The following is a 14587-nucleotide window of genomic DNA, read 5'->3' on the forward strand; positions in this document are numbered from 1 at the left end:
CATGATCACCAAGGTCGTGCACGGATGGCGGCCAGCCGGGTTGTTGGCCTACCTGCTGGGCCCCGGTACGGCCGAGGTGCACCGTTCGCCTCGGGTGATCGCGAGCTGGGACGGCCTCGATGCGGGCTGGCAGCCGGAGCGGACCGGGCCGTCCGAGTACGATCTGCGGCTCGGTCCGCTGGTGGATGCGCTGCACGCGCCGGCGGTCGCTGCGGGTCTGCCGACTCGCGCGCCCCGGAACGGGTCGAAGCGCGGGTACGTCTGGCATTGCTCGGCCCGGCTCGCCGCGTCGGACCGCACGCTGAGCGACGGGCAGTGGGCGGACATCGCTCGGGAACTGCTTGATGGCGCGGGCATCGCCGAGCGCGGCGATCCGGGTGAGCCGCGCTGGGTGGTGATCCGGCATGCGGATGACCACATCCATATCGCGGTCGTTCTCGTGCGCCAGGACACCGGTCGCAGGTTCTGGCCGCATCACGACTACCCGAAGTTGCGGTCAGCGGCTCGGGCCATCGAGCAACGCCTCGGCCTGACCGTCACCGCCGTGGCCGACGACACCGCGGCGCGGCGGCCGGGTCGCGGCGAGACGGAGAAGGCGGCTCGGCGCGGGCGGGGTCCGGCCAGGCCCGAGCTGCGCCGCGCCGCGCAGCAGGCGGCGATCCGGGCGGGCGGGCCGGAGGAGTTCGTCGCGGAGCTGCGGGCGATGGGCTACCTGGCTGAGCTGCGACGCGGGCCCTCGGGTGACGCCCTGGGTTACCGGATCGGGCGAGCGGGTGACGTCACGGCGGCGGGCCAGCAGGTCTTCTACAGCGGCAGCAAGCTTGCCCCCGATCTGTCGTTGCCGCAGCTGCGCCGTCGATGGGCCCAGAACCCGGACCGGCCCGGCCTGGGTGGGCGGCCGTTGTCGGCGGAGGCCGAGGACCTCGTCGTGCGCGCCCGGGTGGCCGTCGGCGCGCGGGATTCGCGAGAAGGCGTCGACGGCATCGTCCATGCCACCGGCGATGTGCTGACCGCGCTCGCCGCGAACGACCGGGGCCACAAGCGGGGCTGGTGGGATGCCGCCGAACGGTACGAGCGGGCCTCGCGGCCGCCGGGTGGGCGGGTTCCCGACGTCGGCCCGGTGGGGGCGGAGCTGAGGTTGCTCGCACGGAGACTGCTCGCTGCTCGCGGTTTCCGCGGGAAGGCCGCGGTCGGCTCGGTGGCTCTGGCGATCGCCGTGGCCGGGCTGCTGCAGGAGGTCGCGGCCTGGCAACGCCAACGGGGCCGCGAACATCAGGCAGCTGCGGCCGACGCTGCGGGCGCTCGCTTGCAGGCCCGCCACGTGCGTCAGCGGGATCCCGACTTCGGCTCGGCAGCGGTGCAGGGGAGCGGGAGGGAACGCGCTGGATTCACCAGGGAGCCAGGCTCGGCGATACAGCTGGTGCCGGAGAGCGAGGCGGGGATGACGCGACGATCAACAGGCCCGCGGCGATGACTCGTCGTAGTGACCAGGCAGTACTGGCGATCGTGCGGCTGGTCGGAGTCCAGGACACGGACGTCACCGTCCAGCATCCGGGCACGGACGAAGCGGCCGTGGCGGTGCGGATCGGGCGGACTCTGCTGTATTTGCATCAGCAGACGACGGCCGAGCACTTCCTCAACGTCTGGCTGGAGAGCCACGAGGCGGCCAGGGCGCTGCCGGTCAATGCCGACCGCAGGACCATCCGGGGTCTGCGGGGGATGCCCGAACCCGGTGTCGTCGTCAACGCCATCGGCCGTCCGGCGTCCAGCGTGACCATCGTCGGCGAGGGGGAGCAGGTTCACCGCTCGTACCTGCGGATCCAGCTCGGTCGTGTCGCGTTCGAGGTACGGGACCATGGTGCGTTCCACAGCTGTACCAATGCGTTCCGCGACGCGTACAACCTTGCTCGGTACGTCTTCGTGCCGCCGGGCTCCGAGCGGGTGCTCCGGGGTGCCGTGGACGTCGCGTCGGACGCCTTCTTCCCGGCGTTGGTCAAGCGGGACCTTCGAGCGACGCCGTCGCGGCTGCGGCCCGCCGCGGCAGCTCCCCCGCAGCGTTCGGAGTCGGGGCCGTACCGCCGGCCGCCGACATCGGGGACGGCGCGATGAGCACCGACTACCCACTGCTCGCGGTTCCCGGCTATGAGCTGTACCAGCTCGCGCACATCGCCACGTTCATCGCGGACGGGCTCGTCCGACACCGGCGTGCGGCCGTGGCGCGGGACCGCCCGGGTCGGCGCCGGGCGGCGCGCGATGTGCACGCCGGTCGCGCGGCCCTCGCCAACGCCACCGGCGATCCGTCCGCGGCGGGCGGGCCGCTGCCGCGTCCACTCGACACCGATACCTACCGCGCTGCGCGCGGGTTGCTGGCCGGGCAGATGGAGCGTCAGGCGCTGGTCGTGTCGCTGTCCAGCCTCGGCCGCGACAGCTGGGCGGTTGTCGGGTTCGTGCCCGGGCTCGGCCCCGTCGGCGCAGAGCTGGCGAACCACGACCTGGCCGGAGCGCTGCGGGAACACGTCCTCACTCGGCCCGCCCGGGAGCTCGTCGGGTGGAGCGTGACCGATCGGCCGCTGCGACTGGGCCAGGACCGGTGGGGCACAGCCGATGAGGCCGCTGCCGCGGCCGACCTCGATCCACGACGCGCGCAGCACCAGGCGGTCGGGCGGCACCTGCGAGGTGTGTCGAGCGAGGTCGATGGGGTGATCGCCGAGAAGTTCGCCGGCGACGACCTCGATGCAGCTTCCGCGGCCCCGGCACGCACGCCTCAGCGGGCCGCGTCCTCGCAGACGTCCAGCGAGGCGACGGCGCGGCAGCCGTTCCGAGCCGCGTCGCGTGCACTGGCGGTCGAAGCCGACGATGACGCCCTCGAGCGCCTCAACCAGCAGAGCGAAGCGTCCAGTGCCCGCGCAGCCCGTGGCGACGTGCCCGGCCGTGCCCCGCGCCTCCCGCAAGTGGGCGCCCGACCTGCGCCCGGTCGCGGCCCGATCAGGCCGTGACCAGCACCGCGATCAGTGTCCCTGTCACCATCGACGGGCCGTACGGCACGATCACGACCCGACCCGAACGAACCGCCAGGAGAGCGGCGGTTGCCAGGATGAACAGCGCCCAGGCGAGCAGGCCGACGTACACGGTGAACCAGCCGCTCCAGGCCAGGCACGCGGTCAGGCTCGGCGCGAGCTTGACGTCGCCCCAGCCAACCGCGGCGTCGCTCAGCCACTTCCCGATGATCGCGAGGAGAAGACCGGCGACGAAGCCGTACAGCGCGCGTCTGCCGTCGGCGTGCCCGCCGACGGCAGCAAGTGTGATCGTCACGGCGACGCCGGCCGCGAGGCAGCCGGTGAGGACGTCGGGGAGCCTGCGCTCGTGGGCGTCGACCAGCGCCGCAGCGCCGGCCAGGACCAGGACGGGAAGCAGTCCGACCGCGTGGCCGGTCTCGAGCCGTGCGCCCGCCGCGGCGCCGACGCCTCCGAGGGCCACGGCAAGCGCGAAGCGGACCGGCGCCGTGGTGACGGCGTTCCGGTGCGCGGTCGCGTCGGCGAGGCGAACCAGCAGGGGCGTGAGTGCGGCCGCGCCGACGGCGCAGCTTGCCGACACGAGGATCGCCGCCACCCGGGCCTCAGCTGGTCGGGACGCGGAGGCCGTGGGGGAACAGGGCGTCGAACACCGCGAAGCTCTCGGGTGGAAGATCCTCGCCGACCTCGAACCCTCGCTCGGCGAGGAGCAGCTCGGCGTGTTCGCGCATCTCGGCGAGGTCGCCTGCCCTGTGCGCGATGCGCATCAGGTCGGTGAACGGGCGATCGGAGGTGCGGTCCGGGTCGACCCGTTGGGCCGCCTCGGCCGCGAACCGGGCGAGCTCGATGTCGCCGTCGTCGAGTGCGAGGTCGACCAGCTCGTGGGCGGTGTCGATGATGAATCCGGGGATGAGGTGCTCGTGGCGCTGGTCGGGGTTGTGCAGCCATCCGTATCCCCGCTGCCGCAGCGGGTGGAGCACCGGGCCGCGGACGAGCCCCAGGGCGTTCTCGTAGTCGTCGGTCGCGTCGGCTCGTCGACCGGCAGCGACGCGGGCCTGCGCGCGTTTGCGCAGGCGACGGAACAGGTCCCAGTCCATGAGGTGCCCGGTGATCCGGTATCGGTCACCGCCGGCCGGCGAGATGCTCGGGATGTGGTCGACGGGCGGGTCGACGCTGTGGTCCTTGCCGGCCCACTGCCGCGCCTCCGCAACGGCCCGTCGGATGGTCGGAGGCCGCACGGTGCTGCCCTCCGGCCAGAGGTCCGTTGTGATCTTGTCCCGGTCGACCCCCGTCGGGTGCAGCGCCAGATAGACCACGACCTCGACGTACCAGCTGCGCCGCTTCTCGGGTGGGGGTCCGGCAGCGTCGAAGGCCGGTTCGCCGAGGATGGAGACGAGCGGGCGGGATGACGGACCCTCGACGTGCCACAGCGCGACGTCGTCGTCCAGTCCCGGATCATGTTTCTCCACCAGGAGCAGCCGTCGAAGCGCGACTTCGTCCGGCTGCTGATCAGGAGGCTCCGCGAGGTGCGGTATGTGGGCTGGAGCTTCATGCAGATCGTCGATCTGGATCTCGAGTGGAGCGGAGTCGGGGGCGCCCGCATCGAGTTGCAGCGATCCGTCGCTGCGCATGTCGTTCGCCCAGGGCTGCGGTTCGGGCGCGGACGGTACTGGCACATCGTGATCCAGCGCGGTGCCGATGACGGAGAGCAGTCCGAGGGCGATGTCGGCCGGCATCTGCTCGGCGCGCAGCGTTCCCGTATCCAGCCGCGGTATCTGGACCGTGCCGTCGGAGTCGATGTGCACCTGCTCCCCGGGCAGCGTCGTCGGTGCTCCGGCGATGATGATGGCGGCCGACTTCCGTTCGCCGCTTGCGAGATCACCGCACAACTCGGCGAGCGCCTCTAGGTGCGCCTTGTCGGGTTCGGCCACGAGCAGGACTGTGACGACCCAGGAGTCGCTGAGCCGGTCCTGGATCCGCATGTCCACGACGGAGTCGCTGTCCACTCGCTCCAGGTGCTCCTGCGTCACAGACATCGCCGCTCGCAGGCGATCGGCCGCGACCCGAACGTCGTGCACCTGCTCGACCCGGTTCGGGGGGAGGTCGGTCAGGGCGGCCTCCAGCCCGACGACCATGATCGAGGTGTCGTCGGCCCAACGGCATGTGCCCAGCTCCACCGCCATGTTCCGCAGCAGATCGACCGTCCTGGTCCGGTCGCCGACGAGGTGCAGCGCTCCGGCCCGCTCGGCATCGACCAGCAGGGTCGCTCCGTCCTCGCCAATGCCGATGGAGACGAGAGCGGGGAACGGATTCGCGACGCCGACCGCCTCCTGCTCCGTGATCGGCAGTCTTGCCTCCGCATCTACGTGCCATACCGATCCCTCGTCCTCCGCGACGAACGGCGCGACCGCCTCCCGTCGCTCGATGAGCACGAGATCGATGCCCGTCGGTGCGAGCCAGACGGCATCCAGCGACGGCAAGCTGGGACTCAGACCGGGCGTGGCGGTGAGGGATCTCAGCACGGTGTCCAGGAACCGCGTGCCGGCAGTCTGTGCGGCGGCGACAGTGGCGGACTCGAGCCGGGAATGGTCCAGATCGGGCAGGGCGATCTGGCGGCCGGCGCGGCGCCACCGCGTCTGACGGCGCCGGTACGCGACGATACCGGCGACGATCCCGCTGGCGGCGAGTCCTGAGACGACGAGAGTCGCCGGAACCGCGAACGACGGCTGCTCCGAATCTGTGTCGCCTGCTGGATCGCTCGGCGGGGCCAGTGCCGATGTCTCGGGCGGCGCGATCGAGGGTGGCGGATCCCCGGTCGGGGCCGGGGGCTCGCTTAGCGGTGATGGGGTGGTGCGGGGTGGCAGGACGGGTGCGGCGCCGTCAACCGGCGGTGGGATGTCGCCCGCCCGTTGCTCGACGGGTCCCTCAGCGGTGGGGACGGAAAGGAGCCAGCCGGGGCGGATCACGTCGGGGTCATTCAGATAGCTGCCGTCTGGCTGGCGGACACCGACGTTGACCTCGTAGAGGTCCGGGTACCGCGCAGGGTCGCCGAGGTACTGGTCCGCGAGACCGGTGAGGCTGTCCCCGACCTCGACACGCACTCGCCGCTCGGAGGGGTCCTGCTCGGCGGGCAGCCGCAGCTCCCACCCGACATGCAGGACCGATCCGTCGCTCAACCGGCCGCCGTCGGACTGGAGATGCCCGACGTTGAGATCGAAGATCTCGCGCCACCGCAGCGGATCGCCCAGGACGCGGGCTGCGATGTCCCACAACGTGTCACGCTCCTGCACGACGTGAACGGTCCCGGCCGCGGGTGATGACTCCGCCGACGCGGCGGCAGCGGGATGGATGGATGCGCCCACCGTGACGGGACGTGTGGTCGATGCGGTCGCCGGCGTCGTGGCCATGGTGAGGACCCAGCCGATGAGCAGGGCGGCGAGCGTGCGGGTCGTCCGGAACCCGAACCGATCGGCGCGCAGCCGCGGCAATGAGCCAACCTGGGCCGCGGTCTCGACCAGGATCGAGTAGGCGAGCTGCAGCCAGAGGATCCAGCCGACGATCACAAGCAGCGCGAGCAGCAGGCTGCCGTCGTCGGGTCGGGTGAGCGCCACGACGACGTCGTCCATGGTCGGCACGTGGTCGAGGAGGAACGGCGACCCGAGCGACCACAGTGCCGCCGGGACTCCCGCGAGCAGCCCGGCCAGTGTGACGAGCGCGATCAGCCCACGCGCGATCCGCAACACGGTCATCACCCACTAGCCGGCGCAGGCCGCGACGGCACGACATCCGCCTCGGCCGAGCCCGTCGCCGAGATCTCGTCGACACCCAACAACCCAAGCAGCACAGTGGGTTGCCGGAGGACGACCTCGACCCGGATCCGGTCCGGGGCCACGACGAACACCTCGCCGGTCACCCCCGCGGCGCCCAGGTACTCCTGGGCCGCTGCGCGTGCGTCGTCCGCATCGAGCGCCGCCTCCCCGCGCTGCGCCGCCGCCAGGTCGACGACCTGGCCGCCCGCGCGGGCGGCCTCCTCGGCCACCGCGTCTGCCGTGGCGATCTGCTGGGCCTTGCGTGCCCCGTCGATCGCCAGTCCGCTGACGGCGATCAGCGCCAGCATGGCGATGGCCATCGGCGCGCTGACCGACCCGCCGCCGCGGTCCCGTTCGTCCTCGGTCCGGGTCATCGCTGCCTTTCCCGGAGTTGATCTATCGGGCTGGTGAACGACGCTTCAAGATCATGAGTTCCGGGCGCGCCGGGAAGCGCGAGATCTGACCACCGGACCTGGCATGCGACGTCGGCTCGGACGACGCCGGGCTCGCCGAGTGGTGCGCCGAACTGGCTGGTGTCGATCGTGACGACGAGCTGCGCCAACGTCAGACCTTGGGACGCCGCGGCCGCTTCGGCAGCGATCTGGCCCTGCACCTGGGCTTGGGCAGCGTCCCGCTCGATGGAGGCCATGCGCGCGGCTGCGCGGGCGGCGTGGTCGCAGGCCGACTCGGCGGCCACCAAGCGTCCAGCGGCGATGACGAAGCCGATGAGCAGTCCCATCAGCGTGGCGAGCAACGCGGCCTCGACCGACGGTCCGCCTCCCAGTTCCCCCCGCGCGTCAATGGGCGCGATCACGGCGTGACCCGCTCGATCGCGCCGGTCGCCTGCTTGGCAACGTGCAGTTCCAAGCCGGGCACGACCGCGAGCGCGGTCCCGCTGACGGTCACCTGCAGCGTTCCACCCTCGTCGCTGATCACGGCCTCCACCGCCGGTGCGCCGAGGGTGGTGCCGGCGGTGCGGGCGATGAAGTCCTCCGCCCCACGGCGGGCCTGCTCCGCGGATCCGACGCCGTAGTAGCGCCCCGACCGCAGCCCGTCCTCGGCCGCGGTGAGCGCGAGCTGGCCGGCGAGGTACAACAGCGCGGCCTGGACCACAGCCAGGATGAACGTGAGCATGGCCAGCCACAGGAGCGCCATCTGCACGCTCGTCGCTCCGCCCCGTTCCCCGCTGTCGATCGTGGTCACGGCGCGTTCCCGTCACTCGCCGAGGGCGCCGAGCTTCCTGGCGATGAACGCCCCGACGCCGGCAGCGATCGCACCCGCCACGATGGCGCCGCCGGAGATGTGGAAGCCCTCGTCGGTGTTGCGTCCTCCGCCGCGGTCGTCGACCGGGCCCAGCCGTGCGCCCAGGCGTCCGATCACGTCCATCGTCAGCAGGGTCAGGGTCATGCGGATCTTCTCCATCGGTTCCTCCTCCGATTCGATGCCGTCACGAGCTCAGCAGTGCGGCTGCGGCCGGGAACAACACCCACGCCGCGATCAGGAATACCTGGATCGCGCCGGGTGTGCTCATCTGGCCGGTCGCCCGGTTCGCGTCCGTGTGGGCGTCGGCGATGAGCTCGTCGTTGAGGCTCTCGGCCCGAGCGAGCAGGGTGTCGATCACGGCGCCGCCGTCGTGTCCCGCCGTCTCCGCGATTGTGGAGAGGTCTTGGAGCTCGTTGACGTCGATCTGGGCGCCGAATCGACGCAGGCCCTCCCATGGCATCAGTCCGGCGCGTTCGGCCAGTTCGAGTTCACGGCCGATGCGACGCATCGCCTCGCTGTCGTCGAGCAACTGCGTGGGGAGGCTGAGCGCGGTGGCAATGCCTGCCCCGCCGCGGCGCAACAGGCTCACCTGCTGCAGGTAGGCGACGAGGACGTAGCGCATCTGATCCCGGACATCGTCGGCCCGGTCTCGGGTGCGGCGCCCGTAGCTCGTCCATCCGATGACGCCGCCGGCCACGCAGAACCCGGTCGGCACGACGACAGGAAGGCTCGCATCCAGGACCAGCAGCACCACGGCGAGCGCCGGTCCGATCGCCGCATACGCGAGCGCCGTACCGAGCCGCCCGACGAGGTGGCGGTCCCGGTCGAGCTGGAGGACGTCCAGATCGCGCTCGCCGACCGACCCGGGCAGGCGCCGTGCGACGTCGAGGAGAACGTGGAACACAGCCGCGCGCGTCCCCGGTGCGCGACTGGAGTGGGCGGCAGCCGGGCGGGGGAGGCGTTCATCGAGGTTCGCCAGCGCGTCCGAGAGGACCGGATGCCACCTTGTCAGCCCAGCCAGAAGCACCGCCAACCCGGCGCCGACGAGGGCGCCTGTTCCGATGGTGGCCAGCAGCAGCGCGTTCACCGGCTCGCTCCGAACCACCTGGGGGCCGAGTGTCCGACCGCGAGTTTCCGCATCCAGATCAGGAGCGCGAAGGTGCCCGCCAGCAGGGTGGCCATGATGAGCTGCCCGAACGGGCTCCCGTAGGGAGCGGCGAAACCGGGAACCAGGGCCAGCATCGCGAGCACCCCGCCCTGTATGAGGAGCAGCGTCCGGATGGACTGGCGCGCTTCGGCGCGCTCCGCCTCGATGTCGCGTCGGGCGCGAACGTCCCGGGACACGCCGTCGGCGAGTTGGCGCAGCACGCGGGCGATGCCGCTGCTCTGCTGGTGCAGGGCCAGCCCGAGCGCGGCCGCAACCGAGTCCCCGACCGGGTCGTCGATGCCGTCGGCGAACTCCCGGAGCGCATCGATCGGAGTTCCGTGTCCGGATCGGAGCCGTTCGGCCAGCTGCTGCACCGGGCCAGCGATCTGCATCGGGGCGTGATCGGAGGTGAGGGTGATCGCTTGCGCGAGCCCGATCGCTCCGCCACCGGTCAACGTGTCGGCCATCCGGCGGCACCACGTGGACAGCGCGTCGATCTTGCTGATCTGGTCCTGCGCCGCGCGGGCCGAACCGAGCAGCCACGGCGACCAGGCCCCGATGCCGGCGAGCGCGGCCCCGGCGGCCGGCCAGCCGGTGATCACCCATACCAGCAGCCCGGCGACCATCCACGCGGTGATCCGCCAGCGGTGCTGCCCGCGCTCCGTCCCCGGGACGCGGGCTGCGTGCAGCACCGCCCGCAAGGGACTCCACCGACGTCTCGATCGCTGCCCGGTCACCGCACGGTCGGCTACGTTGGGGCCGGCGACCATGACTGTCAACCCGGCCGCGACGAGCGCTCCGGAAGCCGCCGCCAGCCAGGTCATCGGACTCAACTCCATGGCGTCCTCCCCACGTGAGCCGGCGATGCCCCGCGGTGCTCGCCGGTGAGAAACCCGATGTCGATGCCGGCTTCGTGGAAGGGCCACCGGATCTGCGGCGCCATCCGGAAGACCGCGCGGGGGTCGCCGGACTCCGGGTCCTCGGCGAAGATCCGGTTCATCGCGATCTTGCCGCTTTCGTTGACGTCGGTGACCTCGGCGATCTCGGCGACGAACCGGCGACGTCCCTCGGATCCGGGATGCGCGGTGTGGCGCATATGCACGACGTAGTCGATGCCCTGCGCCGCGAGTCGGGTCACGAAGGTGTCCGACCAGCCCTGGCCCGCCGCCTTGAGCGCGGCGGTGACGAGACGTTCGAGTGCGTCGGCCGCGGACCCGGCATGCAGCGTGCACATCGAGCCGGGCATCCCGGCGTTCATCGCCTCCAGCATCGGCAGCGCCTCAGCACCCCGGACCTCGCCGACGATGACCCGGGTGACCGACATGCGCAGGGTCTGATGCAGGAGCTCGGACAGCGTGATCTCCCCGGCCCTTTGCCCGGTCGAGGGGTCAATCTCGGTGGATCCAGGGCGGGTCTCCATCGCCACCAGCAGCGATGATGCGCCGGGCAGCCGGTGCAGGGCCAGTTCGTACTCGGTCTCCAGGGTGGCGATGCGTTCCCCGGCGGGGATCTCCTTCGCAAGCGCGCGCACCAGCGTGGTCTTGCCACAGGCGGGCGCTCCGGTCACGAGCAGGCTGCACCGGGCGCCTACGAGCGCGGACAGGAAGCGTGCCGCGTGCTCGGTGAGCGTGCCGAGCCGGACCAGGTCGGGGAGACCCACGTCGAGCAGGCGGTGGCGGCGGATGGTCACGACCGGATGTGGCACGACGTCGCGCATCGCCGCGAGCCGTGACCCGTCGGGCAGCTGCAGGTTCAGGCACGGCTGCGCCGGGGAGAACGCCCGTTCCGACGCGCCGTGGTGTGCCGCGATGAACTGCAGCTGCTGGATGAGATCGTCGTCGGAATCGGCCACCGGCTCCCCGGCACGACGCAGCGATCCGTCCGCCATACGCAGCATGGGCCGTTCGGCACCGACGATGTGGATGTCCTCGACGTCGTGGATGTCGAGGAGCTGCTGCAGCCGCCCGAGCCCCCAGATGGTGTTCTCGACCGCGCGCAGCACGGCGATCTCGGTGAACCGGTCAAGCTGCGGCTCCCCGTCGGTCACCCGCCGCCGCGACTCGACCGAGAGCTCGTTCTCGACCCAGGACCGCAGCAGTTCGCGCTGATCACTGAGGCCGAGGCCGTGCCGCCCGGCATCGGATCCCAGACGCTGCAGCACCGCCGTGCGGATCGTGTCCACGAGTCGCCGGTCGGCGATGGCCGTCGCGCCGTTTCTCATCGCAGGACCCTGCCGTTGATCCCGACGCACGGCTGAGGTGTTCTGACCTCGCGGCATGCCATCGCACGGTCGGCCAACGATCTGGCGAGTACACCCGCCGCGCGCTGCAGTCTGGACCGCTGGAAGCCACGGCCGGGAAGCTCTCCGTCGCTCCACACGCTCGCAGCCACCGGGTCATCGGGCAGCGTCCCGGCGACCTCGGCCTGGCACCCCCCGGCGATCTCCTCGGCGTTGTAGGGCAGGTCGGGACCGACGATCACCAGAACGAGCCGCCCGGGGCCGCTGATCGCGTCGCCGGCTGTCCCCAGCTCGCGACGGATGAGTGGCAGCGTCCGCGCGGCGGCGCGCACGATCCGCAGCGACGAACCGGCCACCAGGACGACGAGGTCACTGTGACGCAGTACGGCCGAGACCGGATGGTCGAGGGTGAAGCGGCCGCAGTCGGCGACGACGTCCGCCCCAGGCACGTCCACCAAGTGGCTCCCGAGCAGGTCCCACGGGACGTTCGCCGCCTGGCCCGGGGCGCCGAACCCGGCCAGCACCGGCGGGCTGTGCGGAGCGGGCCGAACGACCTGCCGGCCCATCGCCGCGAGCATGCTGTCGGTGCGAGCCTCGACGAGCAGTTCGACGATCCCATGCCGAGCCGGTTGCCGGCCTCCTCCGACCCCGGCCAGGATGTCGCCGCCCTGCGGGTCGAGATCCACGGCGATCGCGCTGCGCGGCCATCGCGTCGCAAGGGCGAGGACCGCGGTGGTGACGCCGGGGCTGCCTTTGGCCGAGAGGAACGAGATCAGCATGGGTCACCGCCGCGCCACCAGGACGAGCACGGCTCGACCTGCCTCGGCCAGTCGGGCCACGCGGGGTGCATCGACGTCGGACACCAGGAGATCGACGGTCCGCCGGCCACCCACGTCGGCCGGTCCGGTGCGCAGGACGTTCGCGTCAACCCCCGACCCGCTGCTCTCGCCGGCGTCGACGACCAGGACTTGATCCCGTGGCGCCATCGGCGTGACCGGAACCTGACCTTGCTCCACAGCCACCCCGACGATCGCTTGCCCGGGTCCCGGTAGGCGCTCCGCCGTAACGGCGTCGCGGGTCATGATCTGGCCGGGCAGCAGGTCCGTCACGGCGAACCGGCCGACGATCTCGTCGGTGCGCTCCCACTCGACCAATGCGAGCTCGGACCCGCTCGGCAGCAGGATCTGGCGGAGGTCCTGTTCGGTGACCTGTTGGCCGAACGGGACGGCCCGCGCGATCCCGATCGCGGGTACGCGATCCCCGATTTGCTGGAACACGACCACGGCGGCGACCGCCCCCAGCACGATGAGCAGCGCACCGATCGACAGTCGGCGCGACCGGCCCAGCCGCCGGGCAGTCGTCGGCGTTATGGCCGTACTCGGCGCTCGGCTCGCTGCCGTGTCGCCGCGCATCGCGGTGCCTGTGGTCACGATCCACCTCCGGATACGAGAACCTGGATCTCACCGACCGACACGCTCGTCTCGGCGGACACCCTCACCGTCTGCTGCCCGGAGACCGGCTCACCGCCGGAGGTGCCGGCCCAGTCGACCTGCCAGACGATCGTTGCCACGATCGGCCAGCGACCCGTCCCTCCGGTCCGTTCGGGCAGCGACCGCAGCTCGTAGACGTAACCGCAGTCGGGTGAGGGTCCGGCCTGCCCGGTCCACGGCGTTCCGGGGCCGTCGCAGACCACCCTGCCGCCGGACGGACCCATCGCCCACTCCACCGAGGCCAGCCGGCCGGTGGCCGTGACCGCGGCGTTGCCGACGGCGGCCGTCGCGCTTCGAGGGCCGGCCAGGCCGCGACCTTGCTCGATCCACATCCAGACCGGCACCCCGACGAATCCGGTTTCACCGGTGGACAATCTGATCATCGGGCCGCTCAGCTCCAGCTCGTTGATGGCGAGCTGCGCAGGAATCGCTGGATCGGTTGCCAGCGGTGCTATGGCGTCGAGCCGAGCCTCAGTAGAAAGCAGCGCCAGGAGTTCTGCGCTGCGATCGGGGCCCACCGCGAGACCGCCAGGGCCGCCGTTCTCGCCGATCAACGGCAGAACCGACGGCCGACGGGGTGCGGGGTCTTCAGGGAGAGCAACAGGTTCGTCCTGTTGTGTGCGTCGCCCACCTTGCGAGTCGCCTCGGCTCGAGCCGTCGCCGGCGTTCTCGTCCTGGTCCGGTCTACGGCCGTGGCCCTCGGCGGGACCGCCCGGCCTTCCGGGGTCGAGTGCCTCGACCAGACAGCGCCCGCTGCTCGCCACCACCTCGCACGGCGGCGGCTCGGCGGATGCAGTGGTGACCAGCGGTAACAGTGTCGTGGCCAGCGCGAGGCACCCCGCTCGCCTCAACACGGCTGGTCCAACGATGGTGCGGTGGTCACAACCAACCACCGCCCGGACGCGTCGCGCACGACCTCGGCCCGGTACTGATAGCGCGGGGTCTGGTTCGCCTGATCGTCGAGCACCGCACCGTCCGCATCGGCGACCAGCCTCGACCCGCTGATGTCGATGCAATCGAGCACCGCGACGCGACCAGGCCCTGGGGTGACCGTTGGGTCGGGTCGTGCGTCGTGGGTGATCGCTCCCTCGACGTGCGCCGGGACGCTGGCGTAGTTCCGGACCTCGATGACGACATCGGTCAACGCCTGTCCACGGGCCACCATGCTCAACTCCGTCTCCCAGTCCTGCGCCGTCGGTGCGGCGAACGCCAGCTCGCTCACCCGCCAGAACTCCCCGTATGCGGCCATTCCCGCCGCTGACGATGCGATCTCGCCCGTCGAGGTGGTGGACGGCGTCGGTGCCCCCGGCGGTTCGGGAGCGGTACCCGAGCACGCCGACAGCAGCGATGCACCCGCTATCGCGACGAGAGCGTGTTGCCGGGCGCGGGCGAATCGCCGATGCCGGGTCGGTGAGGCCGGCCGATCGTGCACGTGGCTGATCGTCACCATGACCGTTCCCCTTTCCGTTCCCTGCCGTTCCCCGTTGTCGCCTGCCTGTCCGGCCACGACTGACCGTTGTCGTGCGCCGACCCGGACATGGAGTACCAGGCGGCGTCGACGAGCGTGGGCGAATCGGAGCAGGTCCCCCGGATGGAGCACCGTGGGGAACGACCCGAAACCTGCTCGT

16 protein-coding genes are annotated in these 14587 nt (G+C 71.6%); 3 read left to right on the plus strand and 13 right to left on the minus strand.

Features of this window, described 5'->3' with window-relative positions:
* The first annotated feature begins 1 nt into the window (after position 1).
* From HOP40_RS19835 to HOP40_RS19845, 3 genes are read left to right on the plus strand one after another with little or no spacing between them, the layout of a single operon-like run.
* Positions 2-1474, plus strand: a complete 1473-nt coding sequence (locus HOP40_RS19835) for a relaxase/mobilization nuclease domain-containing protein (protein WP_172160786.1) — start codon at positions 2-4, stop codon at positions 1472-1474.
* Positions 1475-1506: 32 nt separating this feature from the next.
* Positions 1507-2109 (plus strand): hypothetical protein, encoded by a 603-nt coding sequence (locus HOP40_RS19840; RefSeq protein WP_172160788.1) that lies wholly within the window; start codon positions 1507-1509, stop codon positions 2107-2109.
* The gene (locus HOP40_RS19845; RefSeq protein ID WP_172160790.1) at positions 2106-2996 is read left to right on the plus strand and encodes a hypothetical protein; all 891 of its coding nucleotides are present in this window, start codon (positions 2106-2108) and stop codon (positions 2994-2996) included. Before HOP40_RS19840 ends, HOP40_RS19845 begins: the two co-directional genes overlap by 4 nt.
* Here the strand turns inward: HOP40_RS19845 and HOP40_RS19850 are convergent.
* The 13 genes from HOP40_RS19850 to HOP40_RS19910 all read right to left on the minus strand — a co-directional run bounded on the left by HOP40_RS19850 (position 2986) and on the right by HOP40_RS19910 (position 14409).
* Complete coding sequence (locus HOP40_RS19850; RefSeq protein WP_172160792.1) at positions 2986-3609, minus strand: prepilin peptidase; 624 nt, start codon at positions 3607-3609, stop codon at positions 2986-2988. The two genes, HOP40_RS19845 and HOP40_RS19850, sit on opposite strands and share 11 nt — an antisense overlap.
* A 7-nt stretch (positions 3610-3616) precedes the next feature.
* Positions 3617-6754, minus strand: coding sequence for an AfsR/SARP family transcriptional regulator (locus HOP40_RS19855; RefSeq protein WP_172160794.1), 3138 nt, complete (start codon positions 6752-6754; stop codon positions 3617-3619).
* 5 nt (positions 6755-6759) lie between these two features.
* Positions 6760-7194 (minus strand): hypothetical protein, encoded by a 435-nt coding sequence (locus HOP40_RS19860; protein ID WP_172160796.1) that lies wholly within the window; start codon positions 7192-7194, stop codon positions 6760-6762.
* Positions 7191-7634 (minus strand): TadE/TadG family type IV pilus assembly protein, encoded by a 444-nt coding sequence (locus HOP40_RS19865; protein ID WP_172160798.1) that lies wholly within the window; start codon positions 7632-7634, stop codon positions 7191-7193. Before HOP40_RS19865 ends, HOP40_RS19860 begins: the two co-directional genes overlap by 4 nt.
* Positions 7631-8023 (minus strand): TadE family protein, encoded by a 393-nt coding sequence (locus HOP40_RS19870; RefSeq protein WP_172160800.1) that lies wholly within the window; start codon positions 8021-8023, stop codon positions 7631-7633. The genes HOP40_RS19865 and HOP40_RS19870 overlap by 4 nt, the downstream gene beginning before the upstream one ends.
* Positions 8024-8035: 12 nt before the next feature.
* Positions 8036-8242, minus strand: a complete 207-nt coding sequence (locus tag HOP40_RS19875) for a hypothetical protein (RefSeq protein WP_172160802.1) — start codon at positions 8240-8242, stop codon at positions 8036-8038.
* Positions 8243-8267: 25 nt separating this feature from the next.
* Positions 8268-9170: a hypothetical protein gene (locus HOP40_RS19880; protein WP_172160804.1), complete on the minus strand. Its 903-nt coding sequence runs from the start codon at positions 9168-9170 to the stop codon at positions 8268-8270.
* Entirely contained in the window at positions 9167-10054 is an 888-nt protein-coding gene (locus tag HOP40_RS19885; protein ID WP_172160806.1) for a type II secretion system F family protein, read from the minus strand. The genes HOP40_RS19880 and HOP40_RS19885 overlap by 4 nt, the downstream gene beginning before the upstream one ends.
* A 5-nt stretch (positions 10055-10059) precedes the next feature.
* Positions 10060-11451: a TadA family conjugal transfer-associated ATPase gene (locus HOP40_RS19890; protein ID WP_172160808.1), complete on the minus strand. Its 1392-nt coding sequence runs from the start codon at positions 11449-11451 to the stop codon at positions 10060-10062.
* Positions 11448-12248, minus strand: a complete 801-nt coding sequence (locus HOP40_RS19895; RefSeq protein ID WP_172160810.1) for a CpaE/TadZ family protein — start codon at positions 12246-12248, stop codon at positions 11448-11450. Before HOP40_RS19895 ends, HOP40_RS19890 begins: the two co-directional genes overlap by 4 nt.
* Before the next feature lie 3 nt (positions 12249-12251).
* Entirely contained in the window at positions 12252-12899 is a 648-nt protein-coding gene (locus HOP40_RS19900; RefSeq protein ID WP_172160812.1) for a hypothetical protein, read from the minus strand.
* A complete protein-coding gene (locus tag HOP40_RS19905; RefSeq protein WP_172160814.1) occupies positions 12896-13513 on the minus strand; it encodes an ATP/GTP-binding protein in 618 nt (205 codons plus the stop codon). The genes HOP40_RS19900 and HOP40_RS19905 overlap by 4 nt, the downstream gene beginning before the upstream one ends.
* Before the next feature lie 293 nt (positions 13514-13806).
* Positions 13807-14409 (minus strand): hypothetical protein, encoded by a 603-nt coding sequence (locus tag HOP40_RS19910; protein WP_172160816.1) that lies wholly within the window; start codon positions 14407-14409, stop codon positions 13807-13809.
* Between the last annotated feature and the right edge of the window lie 178 nt (positions 14410-14587).

Source organism: Pseudonocardia broussonetiae, assembly GCF_013155125.1.
Classification (GTDB): Bacteria; Actinomycetota; Actinomycetes; order Mycobacteriales; family Pseudonocardiaceae; genus Pseudonocardia; species Pseudonocardia broussonetiae.